Annotated in this window: 18 protein-coding genes and 1 riboswitch; all 18 genes read left to right on the forward strand. The window is 37.1% G+C overall.

From position 1 onward, the window contains the following. Positions 1-193: 193 nt before the first annotated feature. The 18 genes from prmC (at position 194) to J7604_RS07365 (ending at position 19,324) form a co-directional block, all read left to right on the forward strand. Positions 194-1,045, forward strand: a complete 852-nt coding sequence (prmC, locus tag J7604_RS07280) for a peptide chain release factor N(5)-glutamine methyltransferase (protein ID WP_293893362.1) — start codon at positions 194-196, stop codon at positions 1,043-1,045. Positions 1,046-1,133: 88 nt separating this feature from the next. Further along, positions 1,134-1,225: riboswitch (TPP riboswitch) on the forward strand. A gap of 51 nt (positions 1,226-1,276) precedes the next feature. Next, positions 1,277-1,477 (forward strand): sulfur carrier protein ThiS, encoded by a 201-nt coding sequence (thiS, locus tag J7604_RS07285; RefSeq protein ID WP_293893365.1) that lies wholly within the window; start codon positions 1,277-1,279, stop codon positions 1,475-1,477. Between the two features lie 25 nt (positions 1,478-1,502). Continuing rightward, the gene (gene thiC, locus J7604_RS07290) at positions 1,503-3,362 is read left to right on the forward strand and encodes a phosphomethylpyrimidine synthase ThiC (RefSeq protein WP_293893368.1); all 1,860 of its coding nucleotides are present in this window, start codon (positions 1,503-1,505) and stop codon (positions 3,360-3,362) included. A 14-nt stretch (positions 3,363-3,376) separates the two neighbouring features. After that, the gene (locus J7604_RS07295) at positions 3,377-4,015 is read left to right on the forward strand and encodes a thiamine phosphate synthase (protein WP_293893371.1); all 639 of its coding nucleotides are present in this window, start codon (positions 3,377-3,379) and stop codon (positions 4,013-4,015) included. A 2-nt stretch (positions 4,016-4,017) separates the two neighbouring features. Next, positions 4,018-4,773, forward strand: coding sequence for a hydroxymethylpyrimidine/phosphomethylpyrimidine kinase (locus J7604_RS07300; RefSeq protein WP_293893374.1), 756 nt, complete (start codon positions 4,018-4,020; stop codon positions 4,771-4,773). Between the two features lie 5 nt (positions 4,774-4,778). Beyond that, complete coding sequence (locus J7604_RS07305; protein WP_293893377.1) at positions 4,779-5,420, forward strand: thiamine phosphate synthase; 642 nt, start codon at positions 4,779-4,781, stop codon at positions 5,418-5,420. An 8-nt stretch (positions 5,421-5,428) separates the two neighbouring features. Then, a complete protein-coding gene (locus J7604_RS07310; RefSeq protein WP_293893380.1) occupies positions 5,429-6,202 on the forward strand; it encodes a thiazole synthase in 774 nt (257 codons plus the stop codon). Positions 6,203-6,204: 2 nt separating this feature from the next. Beyond that, a complete protein-coding gene (thiH, locus tag J7604_RS07315; RefSeq protein ID WP_293893383.1) occupies positions 6,205-7,329 on the forward strand; it encodes a 2-iminoacetate synthase ThiH in 1,125 nt (374 codons plus the stop codon). Between the two features lie 188 nt (positions 7,330-7,517). Continuing rightward, positions 7,518-7,853 carry a hypothetical protein gene (locus J7604_RS07320; RefSeq protein ID WP_293893386.1) on the forward strand — a complete coding sequence of 112 codons (336 nt, stop codon included), beginning with the start codon at positions 7,518-7,520 and terminating at the stop codon, positions 7,851-7,853. A 52-nt stretch (positions 7,854-7,905) separates the two neighbouring features. Then, the gene (gene moeB / locus J7604_RS07325; protein WP_293893389.1) at positions 7,906-9,021 is read left to right on the forward strand and encodes a molybdopterin-synthase adenylyltransferase MoeB; all 1,116 of its coding nucleotides are present in this window, start codon (positions 7,906-7,908) and stop codon (positions 9,019-9,021) included. Positions 9,022-9,178: 157 nt separating this feature from the next. Then, complete coding sequence (gene guaB / locus J7604_RS07330) at positions 9,179-10,651, forward strand: IMP dehydrogenase (RefSeq protein WP_293893393.1); 1,473 nt, start codon at positions 9,179-9,181, stop codon at positions 10,649-10,651. 134 nt (positions 10,652-10,785) lie between these two features. Beyond that, positions 10,786-12,837 carry a GAF domain-containing SpoIIE family protein phosphatase gene (locus J7604_RS07335; RefSeq protein WP_293893396.1) on the forward strand — a complete coding sequence of 684 codons (2,052 nt, stop codon included), beginning with the start codon at positions 10,786-10,788 and terminating at the stop codon, positions 12,835-12,837. A 37-nt stretch (positions 12,838-12,874) separates the two neighbouring features. After that, positions 12,875-13,216, forward strand: coding sequence for an STAS domain-containing protein (locus J7604_RS07340; RefSeq protein ID WP_028979816.1), 342 nt, complete (start codon positions 12,875-12,877; stop codon positions 13,214-13,216). Beyond that, entirely contained in the window at positions 13,206-13,622 is a 417-nt protein-coding gene (locus J7604_RS07345; protein ID WP_293893403.1) for an ATP-binding protein, read from the forward strand. The genes J7604_RS07340 and J7604_RS07345 overlap by 11 nt, the downstream gene beginning before the upstream one ends. A gap of 220 nt (positions 13,623-13,842) precedes the next feature. Next, a complete protein-coding gene (locus tag J7604_RS07350; RefSeq protein WP_293893406.1) occupies positions 13,843-16,143 on the forward strand; it encodes a peptidylprolyl isomerase in 2,301 nt (766 codons plus the stop codon). After that, positions 16,140-17,009 carry a peptidylprolyl isomerase gene (locus tag J7604_RS07355; protein WP_293893409.1) on the forward strand — a complete coding sequence of 290 codons (870 nt, stop codon included), beginning with the start codon at positions 16,140-16,142 and terminating at the stop codon, positions 17,007-17,009. Before J7604_RS07350 ends, J7604_RS07355 begins: the two co-directional genes overlap by 4 nt. Next, positions 16,990-18,348, forward strand: coding sequence for a peptidylprolyl isomerase (locus tag J7604_RS07360; RefSeq protein ID WP_293893412.1), 1,359 nt, complete (start codon positions 16,990-16,992; stop codon positions 18,346-18,348). Before J7604_RS07355 ends, J7604_RS07360 begins: the two co-directional genes overlap by 20 nt. Positions 18,349-18,358: 10 nt before the next feature. Then, positions 18,359-19,324, forward strand: a complete 966-nt coding sequence (locus J7604_RS07365) for a MoxR family ATPase (RefSeq protein ID WP_293893415.1) — start codon at positions 18,359-18,361, stop codon at positions 19,322-19,324. Positions 19,325-19,373 lie beyond the last annotated feature (49 nt).

Raw genomic sequence — 19,373 nt, forward strand, 5'->3', positions numbered from 1 at the left:
AAATTTGGGAGGTTAATGAAAATTTCAAATTGAGTCAAATAGCACTTTTTAATTGTTAAATCGCGAAATGAAATTAAAAATATAGCGTTAGAGATAATGAATTGGACAAGAGAAATGCCATGCATGTCGTCTCTACGAGTAATTTACATAATCAGATTTTTCCCCTAACTTGCCTCCTCAAACCAAAATACCCGTGCAACTACTTCCGTCCGACCTCCATAAAAAAATCTCTGCTGCAATCAACGTCTATGATAAAAGCGAAGCCGAAAGTATAGCCTACATTCTTATGGAGCACTTCTGGACTATCAATAAAACAGATGTACTGCTCAATCAAAAAACAACTGAAGTTAACGAAGAAGAACTCTCGTCATTAATCAAAAGAATAAACACAGCAGAGCCAGTCCAATACATCACAGGCGAGACCTGGTTTTACGACAGAAAATTTAAGGTCAATAAACATGTATTGATCCCAAGGTTTGAAACAGAAGAACTTGTTCATCTTATTATCAACGAACATAAAAAGAAACAACAGCTCAGAATACTTGATGCTTGCACTGGAAGTGGATGCATAGCCATCAGTCTTAATGCTGAACTAAATTCAGAACAAACATTTGCAGTTGATATCAGTACCGAAGCTTTGCAAACAGCTAAGTCAAATGCTGAATTAAATAATACTCCAGTCACCTTTATTCAGGACAATCTTCTAAATCCTGATTTAGGTATGCTTCCTGATAATCTGGATATTTTTGTCAGCAATCCACCTTATGTAAAAGAAAGCGAAAAAGCACTCATGCATTCCAATGTACTTGATTATGAACCTCACCTTGCGCTCTTCGTCGAAGATGATAATCCTCTGATATTTTATAAAGCTCTTACCAAGCTTGCTAATAACCTTTTAAAACCAGGCGGTAAAATCTATTTTGAAATCAATGAACAACTTGGAAAAGAAACAGCAGAAGTGCTAAGATCTTTTGATTTTCAGAATATTCGGGTTGTTAAAGACCTGAATGGAAAAGATCGGATCGTTGCTGGAGATAAAAAATAAATAATTAAACAAAATACAGTGTCAAGGACTTATGCATTAGAATAAGTTTAATTTGGATAGGAATTAAAATTAACTTATTTTTACTTTCAAGCGACTTTAGGGGTGCCGGAAAAGGCTGAGATTATACCCTTGGAACCTGATTCAGTTAGTACTGACGAAGGGAAAAGTTAAAGACCTCTCTCTTTATCTCCAATCTCCTGAAATCGTTGCATACAACTAAATTCCAAATAAATGGAAGTGATTGTCAACAACGAAAGAACACCAATATCATCAGACAAGCTTAGTTCCTTACTGGACCAGCTCAATATCAAAGAGTCCAAAGGCGTAGCTGTAGCCATCAATGACAGGGTCTTACCTAAGAAACACTGGGCAAGCCAAACTCTCAAAGATCAAGACAAAGTAACAATCATCAGAGCCACGCAAGGAGGCTGATTCTTTATATTTTAACCATTTTAATATGAGAAAAGACAAAATTCCATCAGCAGAAAGCATCACAAGAGATCCATATACCGGATCACGTAAAATCTATGTGAAAGGTACTTTCCATGATATAAAGGTGGCAATGAGAGAGATCTCTCTGACTGATACTGTTTTCAAATTCAATAATAATAAAACAGAGAAAAACCCTGCGGTTACAGTCTACGACACCAGTGGTCCTTATACAGACCCTGAAGTTGAGATCAATGTAAAAAAAGGACTTCCAAGACTTCGTGAAGAATGGATTCTTAAAAGAGGAGATGTGGAAGAACTTTCGGAAATCTCTTCTGAATATGGAAAACAAAGATTCTATAATACTGACCTTGATCATCTTCGTTTTGAACATATTAAGAAGCCACTAAAAGCTAAGAAAGGACAGAATGTAAGCCAACTGCACTATGCTAAAAAAGGTATAGTTACACCAGAAATGGAATACATTGCTATCCGTGAGAATCAAAGAATACAGGAAATTCAGAACCCTGGTTGTCAGCATGCAGGTCACAGCTTCGGAGCAAATACTCCTAAAGGTTTTATCACACCGGAGTTTGTGAGAGACGAGATCGCTGCGGGAAGAGCTATTATCCCAAATAATATCAATCACCCAGAAAGTGAGCCGATGATCATCGGAAGAAATTTCCTGGTGAAAATTAATGCAAACATTGGTAACTCTGCCGTTACTTCAAGTATAGAAGAGGAAGTTGAAAAGGCTGTATGGGCTTGCAGATGGGGCGCAGATACTATCATGGACCTTTCTACTGGAAAGAACATTCATGAAACAAGAGAGTGGATCATCAGAAACTCTCCTGTACCTATCGGAACTGTACCAATCTATCAGGCACTTGAAAAAGTAAATGGTAAAGCTGAAGACCTAACCTGGGAAATCTTCAGAGATACTTTGATCGAACAAGCTGAACAGGGAGTGGATTATTTCACTATTCATGCCGGTGTACTTTTAAGATATGTTCCGCTTACTGCGAAAAGGGTAACAGGTATTGTATCAAGAGGTGGTTCTATCATGGCTAAATGGTGCCTTGCTCATCACAAAGAAAACTTCTTATATACACACTTCGAAGAGATCTGCGAAATCATGAAAGCTTATGATGTTGCATTTTCTCTTGGTGATGGTCTTCGTCCTGGTTCTATTGCTGATGCTAACGACGCTGCTCAGTTCGGAGAGCTTGAAACTCTTGGTGAACTGACTAAGATCGCATGGAAGCATGATGTACAGGTAATGATCGAAGGTCCTGGTCACGTACCAATGCACCTTATCAAAGAAAATATGGACAAGCAGTTGAAAGAGTGTCATGAAGCTCCTTTTTATACGCTTGGTCCATTAACTACTGACATTGCACCAGGTTATGACCACATCACTTCAGCCATCGGTGCTGCAATGATAGGATGGTTTGGCTGCGCAATGCTTTGTTATGTAACTCCTAAAGAACACCTTGGTCTTCCAAACAAGAAAGACGTTAAAGATGGTGTTATTACCTATAAAATTGCGGCCCACGCTGCCGACCTTGCCAAAGGACATCCGGGAGCTCAATACCGCGACAATGCTTTGAGCAAAGCGAGATTTGAATTCAGATGGGAAGATCAGTTCAACCTTTCTCTGGATCCGGATACTGCTAGAGAATATCACGACGAGACATTGCCTGCTGAAGGAGCTAAAGTGGCACACTTCTGCTCTATGTGCGGACCGAACTTCTGCTCTATGAAAATTACTCAGGATGTTCGTGATTTTGCTGAGAAACAAGGGCTGTCAGAACAAGAAGCTCTTGAAGTAGGAATGAAAGAGAAATCTTCTGAGTTCACGAAAACAGGAGGCGAAATCTATATATAGATTTCCCTGAATGCATGCAACTCATTGTCATAACGAATGAACAACTTTTAAAAAGAGAGCATGATTTACTTCATGCACTCTTTGAAGAAGGTCTGGAAGTATTGCATATCAGAAAGCCTTATTATACTCTTCATGAACTGGAGTCTTATGTAGAAGGTATAAATCCTTCTTATTACAATAGAATCTCCGTCCATCGTATGCCTGAAATTATAGAAAGATTTCCTTTGCGAGGTTATCATTTCAGTTACGATGCATTCAAAAAAGACAATAGGGATTTAAAACTGATTAATAAATTCAGACAAAGCAATCGTTTGGTAAGTTGTTCGTGTCATTCTGTAGAAGATCTTAAAGCAGCTAAGGAGATAACCGATTATCAGTTTATCAGTCCGCTGTTTGATAGTATTTCAAAGTCAGGATACAAAGCAGGTATTAACCTCAATGAGTTAAGTAAATTTCTTTCAGAAAATAATACCACTATATATGGATTGGGAGGAATTGATGAACATACCATTCCAAACTTGCAAAATACAGGCTTGAAAGGAGTAGTTGTATTAGGAATGATCTGGAAGCAGTTTGCAGAAGATTCAGATATAAAGAAAGCAGTTCAAAGATTTACATTGCTTAGAGAAACGTTGGCCATAAGGGCTCAGTAAGAATGAACAGAATAAGAACAAAAGTTCTTTCCATTGCAGGATTTGATCCAAGTGCAGGTGCAGGGGTCCTTGCTGATATCAAAACTTTTGAAACACATAAAGTTTATGGTCTGGGCGTAGTATCATCATTGACTGTTCAGAATGACAAAGAATTTCTTGCCAACCAATGGATTCCTATTGATAATTTACTCCAACAAATAGAAGTGTTGTTGAAAGAATACAAAGTGGAGTTTGTTAAGATCGGATTGATAGAAAGTTATGATATTCTTTTGCAACTTGTTGAAGTATTAAAAGGCTATAATCCAAAAGTCAAAATCGTGTGGGATCCCGTGATAAAAGCAAGTGCGGGTTTTACATTCCATGCTGATCAGAATCAGGAGAAAATTAGTAAAGTGTGTTCTGCTCTATATATGATCACACCTAACTGGAATGAAATTCAGTTTCTTGTTCCTGATAAAGATCCGATAGAGGCAGGTAAATATCTAAGTAGTTTTTGCAATGTTTACCTCAAGGGAGGTCATAATAGTAAAAATGAAGCAAGGGATTATCTGTTTTCAATGGATGGAAAAGTTTATCCTTTTAAACCGAAAACGATAGTTCCATATCCCAAGCATGGTTCCGGTTGTGTCCTTTCATCGGCTATCACAGCTAATCTGGCCAAAGGATATCCTTTGCTCAAAGCAAGTCTCAGAGCCAAAGACTATGTTACAAAATTTCTGGCAAGTAATCAGACTTTGCTGGGAAATCATAAAGGTTAAAGAAAATGCAGATTTCAAGAATACATTATATAACACAAGATAATATCCCTGGCTTCACTCATGCACAGCTTGCCGAAGAGGCTTGCAAAGGCGGTGCAGACTGGATTCAGTTAAGGGTGAAAGGCAAGGGTACAGCAGAGTGGAGAAAGATTGCAGAAGAGACTCTAGCTGTTTGTCAGCAATACAATGCAAAACTTATCATCAACGACAATGTGAGGATTGCAAAAGAAATAGGTGCAGACGGTGTTCATTTGGGTAATGATGATATGCATCCTGAAGAAGCAAGAGAAAAGCTGGGAGAGGAGTTTATCATAGGAGGTACAGCTAATACATTCTTTCATCTTGAATCCAAATGCCAGTTCGTGGATTACATTGGTCTTGGTCCTTTCCGTTTCACAAGTACAAAGGAAAAGCTTAGTCCTGTGCTTGGAGCTGAAGGATATAAGCAAATCCTGAGTTCCTGCAAAAATGCAGGGATAGACGTTCCCATCATTGCTATCGGCGGAATTAAGGAAGATGATCTTGATGGAATATTTCAAACAGGAATTTATGGCGTTGCCATAGCTTCTATAGTCAATGCTGCAGAAAACAAAGCTGCAGCAATGAGAAATTTTATTCAGCATTTAGAAAAAGTGTCGCTTCAATAACTAATCATATGAAACCACTGGTAATTGCAGGCAAAACATTCAATTCAAGACTTTTTACCGGTACTGGCAAGTTCTCTTCCGGTCAGTTAATGCAAGATGCCTTACTGGCATCGGGTTCTGAACTTGTAACAGTTGCATTAAAGCGTATTGATCTGAAAAATCAGGAAGATGAAATTCTTCCATACTTGAACCATAGTCAGTTTAATTTATTACCCAATACTTCAGGCGTAAGAAATGCTAAGGAAGCCATCTTTGCGGCACAACTTGCAAGAGAAGCTTTGGAAACCAACTGGCTCAAATTGGAAATTCATCCCGATCCTAAATACCTTCTCCCTGATCCTATAGAAACTTTAAAGGCTGCAGAAGAGCTGGTAAAGCAAGGATTTATCGTGTTACCTTATATAAATGCGGATCCAGTGCTTTGTAAGAGACTGGAAGAAGTTGGTACTGCAGCTGTAATGCCATTAGGTTCTCCAATTGGCTCTAACAGTGGTTTGCAGACAAAAGCCATGCTTGAAATAATCATTGAGCAAAGCAAAGTTCCGGTGGTAATAGATGCTGGTATAGGTGCTCCGAGTCACGCGGCTGAAGCTCTTGAGATGGGAGCGGATGCGGTTCTTATCAATACAGCGATGGCGGTTTCAGCTGATCCTGTGAAAATTTCGATTGCTTTTAAAATGGCAGTTGAAGCAGGACGAATGGCTTTTGAAGCTAAGATGGGCAAATCAGGTAAAGAAGCAGTGGCAAGCAGCCCGCTTACAGCATTTCTTGACGAACTATAATTATGAACAGCTTCCTCAACGTTTTCGAAAAACATTCATGGGAAGAAGTGAAGGCAAGCATCTATTCTAAAACAGAAGCAGATGTACGCATTGCTTTGAATAAAAAGAAACGTGATCTTGAAGATTTTAAAGCACTAATATCTCCGTCTGCAGCTCCTTTCCTTGAAGAGATGGCAAAGCTCAGCAGAGAATTGACACTAAAAAGATTTGGGAATACGATCCAGATGTTCGTGCCAATGTATCTTTCAAACGAATGTCAGAATATCTGCACCTATTGTGGCTTCAGCCTTGATAACCCAATGAGGAGGACGACGCTGTCAGAGAAGCAGATAGATAAAGAAATAGAAGTCATCAAGTCATATGGTTATGATCATATTCTGCTTGTAACAGGCGAAGCAAATAAAACTGTTGGTGTTGATTATTTCGAAAAAGCAATCAAACAGATCAGGCCTCATTTTGCAAACATCTCTATGGAGGTGCAGCCTCTGGATCAGGACGAATATGAGAAGCTTCTTCCTCTTGGTATTCATGGAGTACTGGTTTATCAGGAAACTTATCATGAGGAGAATTATAAATTCCATCATCCTAAAGGAAAAAAATCCAACTTCGAATACAGACTTGATACTCCCGATCGATTAGGAAGAGCGGGAGTCCATAAAATTGGGCTTGGTGTGCTTATTGGTCTTGAAGACTGGAGGACGGATTCATTCTTCAATGCCCTTCATCTCGACTATCTTGAAAAGACTTACTGGAAAACCAAATACAGTGTTTCTTTCCCTCGTCTTCGTCCATATGCAGGCAAAGAGCCGAAGGTAGATATGTCGGATAGAGAGCTTGTTCAATTGATTTGCGCTTATCGAATTTTTAATGAAGAATTGGAGTTGACTATATCAACCAGAGAAAGCGAGAAGTTTAGAAATAACATTATCAAGCTTGGTATCACCACCGTGAGTGCAGGCTCTAAAACAGATCCGGGTGGATATGCTTCTAATACTGATGCTTTGGAACAATTCGAAATTTCAGATGAAAGAACACCGCAGGAAGTTGCTTCTATGATTAAAAATCTTGGCTATGAGGTGGTCTGGAAGGATTGGGATCAGGCTTATGAAGTTGTAAGTGATAAGTAGTAAGTTTTAAGAAAGCTGAAAGCGTAAAGCACAAAGCTTAAAGTACTTCCCTTGAAATTTACAACACACTCAAGTCCTTTTCTTTCAGGCGATGGATTTGGTATGAGGTTTTAAGTTATAAGACAGGTTGAAACCTTGAGGCCTAAGATTGAAATCAGATCTTTTCTGTTTTTTTTAAACCATCTAAAATGAAAAGGATAGCACCAATAATAATTTTCATATTATTAATCTCATGCCAGCAAAGGCAAGATTTAGTATTTTCTGCATCTGATGAATTACATATTTTGGATTTATATAAATCCGGAAGTGAATTTGAAATGCTCTATAACGGGGTTAACTGGGCTGAGGGAACTTTTAAATTAAGGAATGATACAATTTTTGTAAAATATAATTCAAAAGATGATAATAAAGTCTTAGCCAGAAGGATTGTGATTGACCGAAAAGCAAATAGAGTGAAATCAATTGATGGTGTCAATTTTTGTGCGCGTATCGGTATTGATAAATTAAAAAAACCAGATTATTAATTATGTTATGTCCGTCTTACGGGCTAAACAACAATAAATAAATTTAACATCTATGTTCAGCAGCGAAGAACTAAGAAGATATAACAGGCACATAATACTGCCTGAGTTTGGAATGGAAGGCCAGCAAAAGCTGAAAGCTGCAAAAGTAGCCGTCATCGGCGCTGGAGGACTGGGCTGTCCTGTACTGATGTACCTCGCGGCTGCTGGTGTTGGAACTTTGGGTATTATTGATGGCGATATCATTGAAGAAAGTAATCTCCAACGTCAGGTCTTATATAGCCAGGAAGATGTTGGAAAGTCAAAAGCCGCAACTGCAGCCTCCAAATTAAAGAAATCAAATCCATTTATTAATGTCATTGAGATTCAGGAAAGGCTCACATCTGATAATGCACTGACAATTCTTAAAGATTACGATATCATTGTTGACGGAACAGATAATTTTTCAACAAGGTATCTTTCCAATGATGTCTCTGTCATTTTGAACAAACCGCTTGTATCTGCTTCAATTTTTAAATTTGAAGGACAACTCTCGGTGTATAATTATAAAGGCGGGCCATCTTATCGTTGCCTGTTTTCTGAGCCTCCGGCGCCAGGAGAAATGCCATCCTGCTCAGAGGTAGGAGTAATAGGAGTATTGCCTGGAGTAATAGGTTCCTTACAAGCCAATGAAGTAATTAAAGTCATCACAGGAATAGGAGAGCCATTATCGGGTAAATTATTAATATTTGATCTGCTTAGCTTAAGGTCGTCGACTATTTCATTTCAGAGAAACGAAGAAAACTTTGCTATCACAAGTCTTGGTAATTATGATTTTAACTGTGAATTACCAGAGCTTGAATTTGAACCTGGTTATAAAGAGTTGACCGTGCAGGAGTTGAAAACAAAACTGGATAAAAAAGAGCAAGTCTTTTTGCTTGACGTCAGGGAAGAATATGAATATGAAATCTGTAATCTTGGTGGTAAGCTTATTCCTGTGAGCAGAATTCAGCAGCAGGTGGATCAAATCCCTGAGAATATACCTGTAGTTGTATATTGTCATTTGGGAATGAGAAGTGCTATGGTTGTTAAGTTTTTAACAGAGGAGTTCGGATTTAAAAATTTATATAACCTGGAAGGAGGAATTCACGCATGGTCCAAACAAATTGATTCAAATGTGCCGGTGTATTGAACTATTCTTAAAAAGATAGAATTGATACTTACATATTTCCGGCTTAAATGAACTTCTAAAGAGAAAAAGTCCAATTTATTTATTATTAAATAGCTTTTTATATTGAAAAAATTAAATTAATTTTGGCCGGCAAATAGATACTTTAAATTTATTTGCGATGTCTCTAGATTCTTCTAAATTCCTTTTTGAGGCCTTAACATACGACGACGTATTGTTATTACCTGCGTTCTCGGAAATCCTTCCACGCGAAACAAGTACTGCATCTCAACTTACCAAGAATATACAAATCAATATTCCGTTGGTGTCTTCTGCAATGGATACAGTAACGGAATATGAAATGGCCATTGCCATGGCTCACCTGGGAGGTATCGGATTTATTCATAAAAATATGTCCATAGAAAAACAGGCCGATCAAGTAAAAAGAGTAAAGCGTTCAGAAAGCGGTATGATCCTGGATCCTATCACTTTGAGTGAAGATGCTACTCTTGGAGAGGCACTTCAGATCATGGAAGAGTTTAAAATCGGAGGTATTCCGGTTATAAAGGGAGATGGAGTTCTTGCAGGGATTTTAACCAACAGAGATTTAAGATTCGAGAAGACAAGAACTAAAAAGGTCAGTGAGATCATGACCAAAGAAAATCTGATCACTGCAACTGAAGGAACAGATCTTATAAAAGCAGAAGAGATTCTTCAGGAATTCAAGATCGAAAAACTTCCGGTTGTAGATAAAAACTATAAGCTGATCGGACTTATTACGTATAAAGATATACTTAAGAAAAAAGGAAGACCAGAGGCTTGCAAGGATCAATTGGGAAGATTAAGATGCGGTGCTGCGGTTGGTGTTACTCCTGATCTTATAGACAGAATAAGAGCTCTTGTAAAAGCAGGAGTAGATCTTATAAGTCTTGATACTGCACACGGTCACTCAATATATGTGATACAAGCGGTAGAAAAAATAAAAACAGAGTTCCCTGGTCTTGAAGTAGTTGCAGGTAACGTAGCGACAGGGGAAGCAGCCCTTCGTCTGGCACAGGCAGGAGCAGACGCGGTTAAAGTTGGTATAGGTCCGGGTAGTATTTGTACTACACGTATCATTGCAGGTGTTGGGATGCCTCAGCTTTCTGCGGTTTATGAATCTGCAAAAGCAGTTGAAAAGTTGAATGTTCCAATCATTGCTGATGGCGGAGTGAGATTCTCCGGAGATATTGCAAAAGCGATTGCAGGTGGTGCAAGCAGTGTGATGGTTGGTTCTTTACTGGCAGGAACTGAAGAAGCTCCGGGTGAAGTAATCATTTACGAAGGAAGAAAATTCAAATCGTACAGAGGTATGGGATCTCTTGAAGCTATGGAAGATGGCTCAAAAGACAGATATTTTCAGGATGCTGAAGATTCAGTGAAGAAGCTTGTTCCTGAAGGCATCGTCGGAAGGGTTCCATATAAAGGTCTGGTGTCGGAAGTGATTTACCAAATGATTGGTGGTCTTAAAGCTGGTATGGGATATTGCGGAGCAAAAGATATTGATGCACTTAAGAAAGCTAAATTCGTAAAAATTACAGCTGCTGGCGTTAAAGAAAGCCATCCGCATGATGTTCACATTACTAGAGAAGCTCCGAACTATAGTTCCAGATAAAAAAATAAAAGATTATAAACCTTTTAGCTAATTTCACCTTTTGAGTCGGTGTTTAACGACTCAAAAGGTGATTTGCCTTAAAAGAAATTGAATTAAAAGAAATTTTTTTAAACTCAAAGGATCGCTGATTTCGAATGTCTGTTAAAGGATATTTTCAACTTTATCTGATAATTTCAATTGTCAGTTGGTTAGCCTTGGTAGTCGGGGATCTACTGACGTTATATTCACTGAGTCATGTCTTTGATTTTTATCTGACAGACTTTTGGAGAAATGCACTTCTTACGTCTTTTTTTCTATTTACTTTCCTTCTGTTTAAAATTAATATCGGTCAGAAAAAGAGCTCTAATTTTATAGAGATGCTCTGGCAGGTATTCATATTCGGAGCAACAACCATTCTTATAAGTCTTTTGGTCAAGTTTATGTTGTTTTTGTTCGGCACTCCTGTCTTTAAAAAGAATCTGCTGTTCAATAACCTCATATACCATTTTAATATAGCCCTGGTAACTGTTTTTCTTGCCAATGGATTTTATGTTTGGAAAAAAATGATTCTGTATCAGAAGAGTAAGCAGCTTAATATGATTTGGCTTCTTTTCGAGCTGCTGGCACTTTTGAGCATGCTGTCCAATTTCGCCTATTTCGATATTTTCAATTTTAAGATTTATCTGTATGCAATTCCGCTCTTCCTTTTCGGAATGATACTTTCTTTTAATCTTAAATGGGTGGCATTCCTGAATTACAAGCAAAAGTGGCAGAGTATTTTGCTGATTGTTTTAATTATTGTAATCGGTTTTACCTTTTTGCAACAGATTTATGAACAGCATTTTGGGACGATCCTTATTATAGATCTTGCTCAGAATCTGTTTATTGGTGGGGTTTCTTCCTTTATCCTTTTGAACTGTTTTTCAGCACTTCTTGTATTATTATTCAATCTTCCGACATCCTCTGTTTTTGAGCAGAAGTTTGGGGAGGTCATGATCTTTCAAAAGCTGAGCCAGTCAATTCAGCTTGGAAATAAGGAAGATGAAGTGCACGAAATATTAATTGACAGCAGCTTAAGTACAATTTTTGCCAATGCGGGCTGGCTGGAGATTGTGGATGAAAAAGGCAATTTCAAAGCATTCATCAACAAGGGGATAAGTGAAATCGATGTTTTCGAAATAAAAAAAGTACTAAGAAAGAATCACTTCAATATTGATAATCAGCCTCAGTATATAAAGGATGCGAAAAGCCTGGAGCATTCGGAAAGAATCCAAAAACTTCCTTTCAAATCCTTGTTGATTATCCCTTTATATAGTCATAAACAGAAGCTGGGAACACTTGTTTTGCTTAAAAACGAAACGGATGCTTTTGATAAAGAGATGGTTGATATCATCTGCAGTTTTGTGAGTCAGGCGAGTATAGCTATCAAAAACTTCAGGTTGATCGATGAAGCAGTGGCTACAGAAAGATATCAGGAAGAACTTAAAATTGCCAAAGAAGTCCAGAAAAGTCTTTTACCTCAAAGTTTGATTTTTAATATCAATTTGCAAATCACCGCTTTTACAAAGGCGGCAGATGAAGTAGGAGGTGATTATTATGATTTTTATGAATATTCTGATAAGAAAATAGCGATGGTAATCGGAGACGTTTCCGGAAATGGAACCTCAGCTGCTTTTACCATGGCCCAGATGAAAGGAGTATTCCAAAGTCTGGTACAGACAGAAATTCCACCTGACGAATTCATGGTTCAGGCAAATAAAGCCTTGGGCCGGGGATTGGAAAAGTCCTCTTTTATAACGCTTACATTCCTGAGTATCGATACTGAAAATCAGACTATCGAAATTGCTAGAGCAGGACATTGTCCGGCCTTATTCTTCAATAGTCAAACTGGTGAAATAAGTTATCTGAAAAGCAAAGGTTTAGGGTTGGGGATCATTAGAAATAAGGACTATTCGAAACACATAGAAAAGAAAAAAATCAGCTATAATAAAGGAGATATTCTGATTTTATATACGGATGGAATTATTGAAGCGATGAACGAGTCGGGCGAGGAGTTCGGTTTTGATAAATTAAAAAATCTTTTATATATTCACCACGGCTTAAATACCAAGGAAATCAGCAACTTAATACTCGAAAAGTTCTACGAATTCACAGGAACTCAAGCACTTCACGACGATTATACATTCTTAATAATCAAATTTGTATAAGCTGAAAACCAACTTTATTGAATAACCGTAAAAAGCAATGAATATTTCAATTGGGAAAGAAGAGGAAATTTACCTTATAGGAATTGAAGGAGATCTAGATGCCAGTTCGTGCATCAATTTGGATAAAGCAATTTCTGAGGCAGTTTCTGCAGGAGAAAAGAAAATTCTTATCGATTGTACCAATCTAAATTACATATCTTCAGCTGGTCTGGGAGTCTTTATGTCTTACATACAAGACTTTGAAAATAACAAAATCTCAATGGTTCTGTTTAATCTAAGTAAGAAGGTAAAAAATGTATTTCAGATTCTGGGCCTCGATGAACTGATACAGATTGTAGATTCGAAAGAAGCAGCGAAGACACTAATAAATGAATCATAAATTGCGCATAGCTTGTACAAAAGAAAGTCTTAAAGAAATCAGAAGGTTTGTCACTCAAACCCTCACTGATCTTCATTTGCCTGAGATTGAGGTGAATATGCTTGTACTTGCTGTTGATGAAATTTGTGCAAACCGTATTATCCATTCTAATAACTGCGACGAAAACCTTCACCTTAATCTCCTAATCTCAGAAACCTGTGATGGTCTCACTTTTGAAATTTCTGACCTTGGAGCCCCTTTTGACCATACTCAATACAGTGAGCCGGATATCAATCAGCTTGTAAAAGAAAAGAGAAAAGGCGGTTTAGGCCTGATGCTGGTCAACCGCATCATGGATTCTATAGAAGTATTTAAAGAAAAAGACCACACTGTATATCGCTTATTTAAAAAATTAACAATTTGTTAATTGTTTTTCAGCCGGTTTACGGTTATCTAATTTACTTTATCCTGCTCCGGACTAATTTTTTTTAAAAAAAATCACTAAAATTGCGCCTGTAAAAAGAGTTAATTGAAATTTTTTACCTGATTCAAGCGTTGTTTAAGCTAAAATTCAGCAGAAAATTTCAGTTTCTTATGTTATTTTTTACTTACTGGAACCAGTATTCTTATAAAAGACGCAAAAATTTATGAAAAAAAGTTTTGTAGCATTTCTTTCAGCTGCCCTGATTGTATCAGGTTGTAAAACTTCCGAAAAAACTTCAAAAACTGCCACAGATCCATCTGTAGCTGTTATCGGTGGCCAGCCGGTAAATGAAAATGAATTTGTTTATGTCTATAACAAAAACAATTCAAGTTCTCCTGATGCCTACACTGAAAAAAGCATCAAAGAGTATTTGGACCTTTATATCAATTTTAAATTGAAGGTCAAAGAGGCGGAATCTCTAGGTATAGACACAACTACTTCTTTCAAGAAGGAACTGGAAGGCTACAGAAAACAGCTCGCTCAGCCTTATCTTACTGAAAAAGGTGTAACAGAGCAGCTAATTAAAGAGGCTTATGAAAGAATGAAGGAGGAGGTAAGAGCTTCTCACATTCTGATTAATGTTAATCCTGATGCTGATCCTAAAGATACTTTGGCTGCATTTAATAGGATTAATGAAATCAGACAAAAGGCTCTTGGTGGAGAAAGCTTTGAAAAACTTGCAAAACAATATTCTCAAGATCCTTCTGCTAAAACTAACGGTGGAGATCTTGGATATTTCACTGCGCTTCAAATGGTTTATCCTTTTGAAGATGCTGCCTATAAAACTGCTGTAGGACAAATTTCTCAGCCTGTAAAAACAAGATTCGGATACCATATCATTCAGGTTAAAGACAAGAGAAAGTCTCAAGGACAAGTTAGAGTTGCCCACATCATGGTGAGAGCTACTACCGGAACTGCTGAAGCTGACTCATTGGCTGCAAAACAAAAAATTGACGAGATCTACGCTAGGGTTCAAAAGGGTGAAGACTGGAACCAATTGGCAAATCAGTTCTCTGATGATGTTAACTCTAAATCAAAAGGTGGTGAACTTCAATGGTTTTCTACAGGTCGTATGATTCCTTCTTTTGAAGATGCGGCTTTCAAACTAGCTGAAGTTAATCAGGTAAGTAAGCCTGTTCAGACTCCTTATGGATGGCATGTTATCAAACTTCTTGAGAAAAAAGGTCTTGAGCCTTTTGAAGAACTTGAACCTACATTAAAAGCTAAAGTATCTAAAGATTCAAGATCAGAGCTTAATAAAACCAGACTGATTGAAAGACTGAAAAAAGAAAACAATTTCACTGAAAATGCTAAATCTCTTGAACTTGCTATTAGCAAAACAGATTCTACTCTGCTAGACGGTAAATGGAATTTTACTCCAGATGCTAAAAACAATCCTGTGCTTTTCAATGTCGGTAAACAAAACTATACTGTTAACGACTTCCTTACTTTTGTAAAAGAAAGACAAAGACCAAGAAAAAATACTTCTGCCGCTCAGTATGTTAAAGTGCTTTACAAAGAGTATGCAGATCAGCAATTGCTAGGTTATGAAGAATCTCACCTTGCTGACAAATATGTGGATTACAAAATGCTTGTTAAAGAATACAGAGATGGGATTCTATTATTCCAGTTAATGGATGAAAAAGTATGGTCAAAAGCAATTGAAGATACTACCGGATTAAAAGGTTATTTCAATCAGAATAGAGATAAATTCAAATGGGACAGAAGAGCAGATGCTGTTATCTTTAATGTGAAAGATAAGGCTACTTTAGATAAATTGAAGGCTGAGCTTTCTAAAGGTAAATTTGAAGTTAAAGATCAGAAGTTATCAGCAATTAACTATAAAGCTAATACTTCAGATATTGAAGAATCATATAAAAAAGATCTTGATAAAATTGTAAGTCAGTTACTGAAGGATAAGCATTTGGTGCTTGAGCTTTCTGCATCGGCAGAAGCAAAGGAACCAGCTACACTTTCTCTAATGAGAGGTGCAGGTGTTTATAACTATCTAAAGAATAAAGGTGTAGATTCAACACGTATCATATTAAAAGATCTAGGAAAAGGTACTCCTAAGAAAACTGAAGCTGAAAAGAATGCTGATAGAAAAGTAGGCTTGGTTGTTTATTCTACATCAAAGAAATCTCTCGAAAATACTTTCAATCAAAATGCTCCGTTAACTCTTCAGGTAACTGAAGGTAAATTCCAGAAAGGCGATAACGAAGTTCTTAATTCTATAGAGTGGAAAGAAGGAACTTCACAGATTGAAAAAGACGGTAGAATCTACTTAATCAAAATCAATAAAGTAGAAGAGCCAAGAGCAAAAACTTTTGAAGAATCTAGAGGTCTTGCAATCTCTGACTATCAGACTTACCTTGAGCAAGAGTGGATCAAAGATATGAAGAAGAAATATCCTGTATCCATTAATGAACCTGAGATTCAGAAACTAGTAAAAACAAAGAATTGAGAATAATTTTCAAAATCTTTTTAGTTGTAATATTATTTGTCACTCAAAGTTGTCAGCTCTTCGTTACGAAAAACCAGGATGCTGACAACTTTGAAGACAAACCTCTTGCACGCGTTTATAATTACGCGCTTTACCCTTCAGAACTGGAATCCGTTATATCCGGCCTACACGGGCCCGACAGCGCTGCCCTCGCAGATGCTTATATCCAAAAATGGACAACTCAGAAAATACTTTTAAGCCATGCTGAGTCTATTATAGACGAAAGCAATGAAGATATCAATCAAAAATTACAGGACTACAAAGAGTCTTTACTTATCCATACTTTCAAAGAACACTATGTTAGTGAAAAGTTGGATACTTTAATTTCTGAAAAAGAAATACAGGATTTTTATGAAAAGAATATCAAATCGTTCGAACTGAGGGAGAATATTTTTAAAGGTACTTTTATAAAAATACCTAAGGATGCTCCCAAAATTGATAAAATCAAATCTTTACTGGCATCCAATAGCGAAAAAGATAAAACAGAGCTCCGATTGCTTTGCCTTCGTCTGGCTTCTTTTTATATTGTGGAAGATTCTCTTTGGCATAATTTTGACGAGATTATAAAAAATACTCCATTTGATGAGATCTCCGGAAAAAGACAATTTCTGGAAAAAACAGTTTTAGGGGAGCGGGCTGATAATAGCAATTTGTATCTCATTAAAATCAAGGATTATAAAAGCAGCGAGCAGATTTCTCCATATGAATTTGCTCGTAATCAAATAAGAGAAACATTGCTGAATCAAAGAAAAATTAATCTTATTAAATCGCTTGAAGAAAATTTATATAAGCAGGCAAAGGAAAACAATGAAATCAAAATCAAGTAACACTATAAAACTTTTAGTATTTTTTGCTTTTATACTTTTATCTCTGAGATCTGAATACAGCGCCGCTCAGGTGCTGGATAAAATAATAGTAAAAGTTGATAATGAAATTATCATGAAATCGGAGCTTGAGATGAACTATCTTCAGGTTCTGGCTAATCAGGAGAATGTCAGCGATGCTAATAAGCTCAAGTGTCAAGTACTAGAAACTCTCATTATCAATAAACTTCTGATTGCAAAAGCTGAAATAGATTCTGTTACTGTTGAAAAAGCTCAGGTTGATGAACAACTTGATAGAAGAATGGCATACTTTATCAGTCAGATCGGATCTGAGGAAAAGCTTGTTGCAATGTATAACAAAAGCATTGATGACCTGAAAAAGGAACTGCGGGCTCAGGTAAAAGAACAACTGATTATTCAGAAGATGCAGGATAACATCACCAAAGATTTAAAAGTTACTCCTGGTGAAGTGAAGAAGTTCTTTAATGAAATACCAAAAGATAGTCTACCTTATTTTTCAACTGAAGCGGAAGTTGGACAGATTGTAGTGATCCCCAAAATAAGTAAAGAGAAAAAGAATGAGACCAAAGAGCAATTAGAGCGGATCAAAGCCAAACTTCAAGAAGGTGGAGACTTCTGTAAGATGGCAGAAATTTTCTCTGAGGATCCAGGATCTGCAAAAAACTGCGGAGAGTTAGGTTTCTTTAAAAGAGGGGAGCTGGTTCCAGAGTACGAAGGAGCTGCTCTGAAACTTAAAGCCGGAGAGCTTTCCGGAATTGTTGAGTCAGAATATGGATTTCACCTTATTCAAATGATTGCAAGAAGGGGAAATGAATTTAATTCAAGACATATTCTTATAAAGCCAACATCCTCTTCTCAGGACATGAATACGTCAATAAATTTTCTGGATAGTTTAAGGACTGCAATCTTAAACGATAGTATCAGCTTTGAGAAAGCAGCAAAGAAATTTTCCGAAGATAAAGGAACCAACTCTTCAGGTGGCCTTTTTATTGATCAGGAAACAGGAAGCTCTCATATTCCAATGGAAAAACTAGATCCTGTGGTTTTCTTCCTTATTGATACTATGAAAGTTGGGACAATTACCCATCCTATTCCATTTAAAATGGAAGATGGAACAGAAGCTGTGAAAATAGTTTATTATAAGAGTAAAACACCTCCTCATCAGGCAAACCTTACTGATGATTACCAGAAAATTCAAAAAGCAACCCTTGCTGAGAAAAAAAATAATGCTGTCAATAAATGGTTTGATAAAAATAAAGGAGAAGTATTTATTGATATAGATGAAGAATTTAAGGACTGTGAATTGATGATAACCCAGTAAAAAGATAAACATGGAAGCGCAAAAATCTGAAGTGGCTCTGGCAGATGAATTTTTTGACACGAGTAAAAAGCTTAAAGCTGAAATCTCTAAAGTAATTATAGGTCAGGAGGATGTTGTAAATCTTGTTCTCACAGCAATTTTTTGTCAGGGACACTGTCTGTTGGTTGGTGTGCCAGGACTCGCAAAGACATTGCTTATTAATACTATCGCATCAGTGCTGGATCTGAATTTCAAACGTATTCAGTTTACACCCGATTTGATGCCTTCTGATATTGTAGGCTCTGAAACCCTTGACAATAACAGAAATTTTAAATTTGTAAAAGGACCTATTTTTGCCAATATCATTCTGGCAGATGAAATAAACCGTACCCCCCCTAAAACTCAGTCTGCATTGCTTGAGTCTATGCAGGAGTTTTCAGTAACTGTTTCCGGTAACATTTATAATCTGGAGAAGCCATTTTTCGTACTTGCTACGCAAAACCCGATAGAGCAAGAGGGTACCTATCCTCTTCCGGAAGCGCAGCTGGACAGATTTATGTTTAACCTGTTTCTGGATTACCCTTCTTATCAGTCAGAGCTTTCAATAGTTAAGAATACAACAACAGCCCATCGTCCTATTGCTAATAAAGTTCTTGATAAAAATCAGATTCTGGCTTACCAGGATCTTGTAAGAAAAGTACCTGTACCTGATAATGTAATAGAATACGCTGTAAAGCTGGTTCACAAGACAAGATCAAAAAGCGAACATGCGCCTGAGATAAGCAAAAAATATCTTGAGTGGGGAGCGGGACCAAGAGCATCTCAATACCTTGTTATTGCTGCAAAATGTAATGCTTTGATGAATAAAAAATATTCTCCGGACATAGAAGATGTTAAAGCTATTGCACCTTCTGTATTGAGACATAGAATAGTCAGAAACTTTAAAGCAGAAGCTGACGGAGTTTCGGTTGACGATATTATCTCTAAATTGCTATAAGTTATTTTGCCGTAAAAGGGCTAAAAATATTAAGGGTTAATGAAGGACT

This window comes from Sporocytophaga sp. (assembly GCF_017745095.1).
Taxonomy (GTDB): domain Bacteria; phylum Bacteroidota; class Bacteroidia; order Cytophagales; family Cytophagaceae; genus Sporocytophaga.

What these genes read in the sequence shown, in the direction of transcription:
- J7604_RS07365 (WP_293893415.1), top strand. Translation starts at nt 18,359, where the DNA reads ATGGAAGCGCAAAAATCTGAAGTGGCTCTGGCAGATGAATTTTTTGAC.
- J7604_RS07335 (WP_293893396.1), top strand. Translation starts at nt 10,786, where the DNA reads ATGTCTGTTAAAGGATATTTTCAACTTTATCTGATAATTTCAATTGTC.
- J7604_RS07300 (WP_293893374.1), top strand. Translation starts at nt 4,018, where the DNA reads ATGAACAGAATAAGAACAAAAGTTCTTTCCATTGCAGGATTTGATCCA.
- J7604_RS07350 (WP_293893406.1), top strand. Translation starts at nt 13,843, where the DNA reads ATGAAAAAAAGTTTTGTAGCATTTCTTTCAGCTGCCCTGATTGTATCA.
- thiC (WP_293893368.1), top strand. Translation starts at nt 1,503, where the DNA reads ATGAGAAAAGACAAAATTCCATCAGCAGAAAGCATCACAAGAGATCCA.
- J7604_RS07360 (WP_293893412.1), top strand. Translation starts at nt 16,990, where the DNA reads ATGAAATCAAAATCAAGTAACACTATAAAACTTTTAGTATTTTTTGCT.
- thiH (WP_293893383.1), top strand. Translation starts at nt 6,205, where the DNA reads ATGAACAGCTTCCTCAACGTTTTCGAAAAACATTCATGGGAAGAAGTG.
- thiS (WP_293893365.1), top strand. Translation starts at nt 1,277, where the DNA reads ATGGAAGTGATTGTCAACAACGAAAGAACACCAATATCATCAGACAAG.
- J7604_RS07305 (WP_293893377.1), top strand. Translation starts at nt 4,779, where the DNA reads ATGCAGATTTCAAGAATACATTATATAACACAAGATAATATCCCTGGC.
- guaB (WP_293893393.1), top strand. Translation starts at nt 9,179, where the DNA reads ATGTCTCTAGATTCTTCTAAATTCCTTTTTGAGGCCTTAACATACGAC.
- J7604_RS07295 (WP_293893371.1), top strand. Translation starts at nt 3,377, where the DNA reads ATGCAACTCATTGTCATAACGAATGAACAACTTTTAAAAAGAGAGCAT.
- J7604_RS07340 (WP_028979816.1), top strand. Translation starts at nt 12,875, where the DNA reads ATGAATATTTCAATTGGGAAAGAAGAGGAAATTTACCTTATAGGAATT.
- moeB (WP_293893389.1), top strand. Translation starts at nt 7,906, where the DNA reads ATGTTCAGCAGCGAAGAACTAAGAAGATATAACAGGCACATAATACTG.
- J7604_RS07345 (WP_293893403.1), top strand. Translation starts at nt 13,206, where the DNA reads ATGAATCATAAATTGCGCATAGCTTGTACAAAAGAAAGTCTTAAAGAA.
- J7604_RS07310 (WP_293893380.1), top strand. Translation starts at nt 5,429, where the DNA reads ATGAAACCACTGGTAATTGCAGGCAAAACATTCAATTCAAGACTTTTT.
- J7604_RS07320 (WP_293893386.1), top strand. Translation starts at nt 7,518, where the DNA reads ATGAAAAGGATAGCACCAATAATAATTTTCATATTATTAATCTCATGC.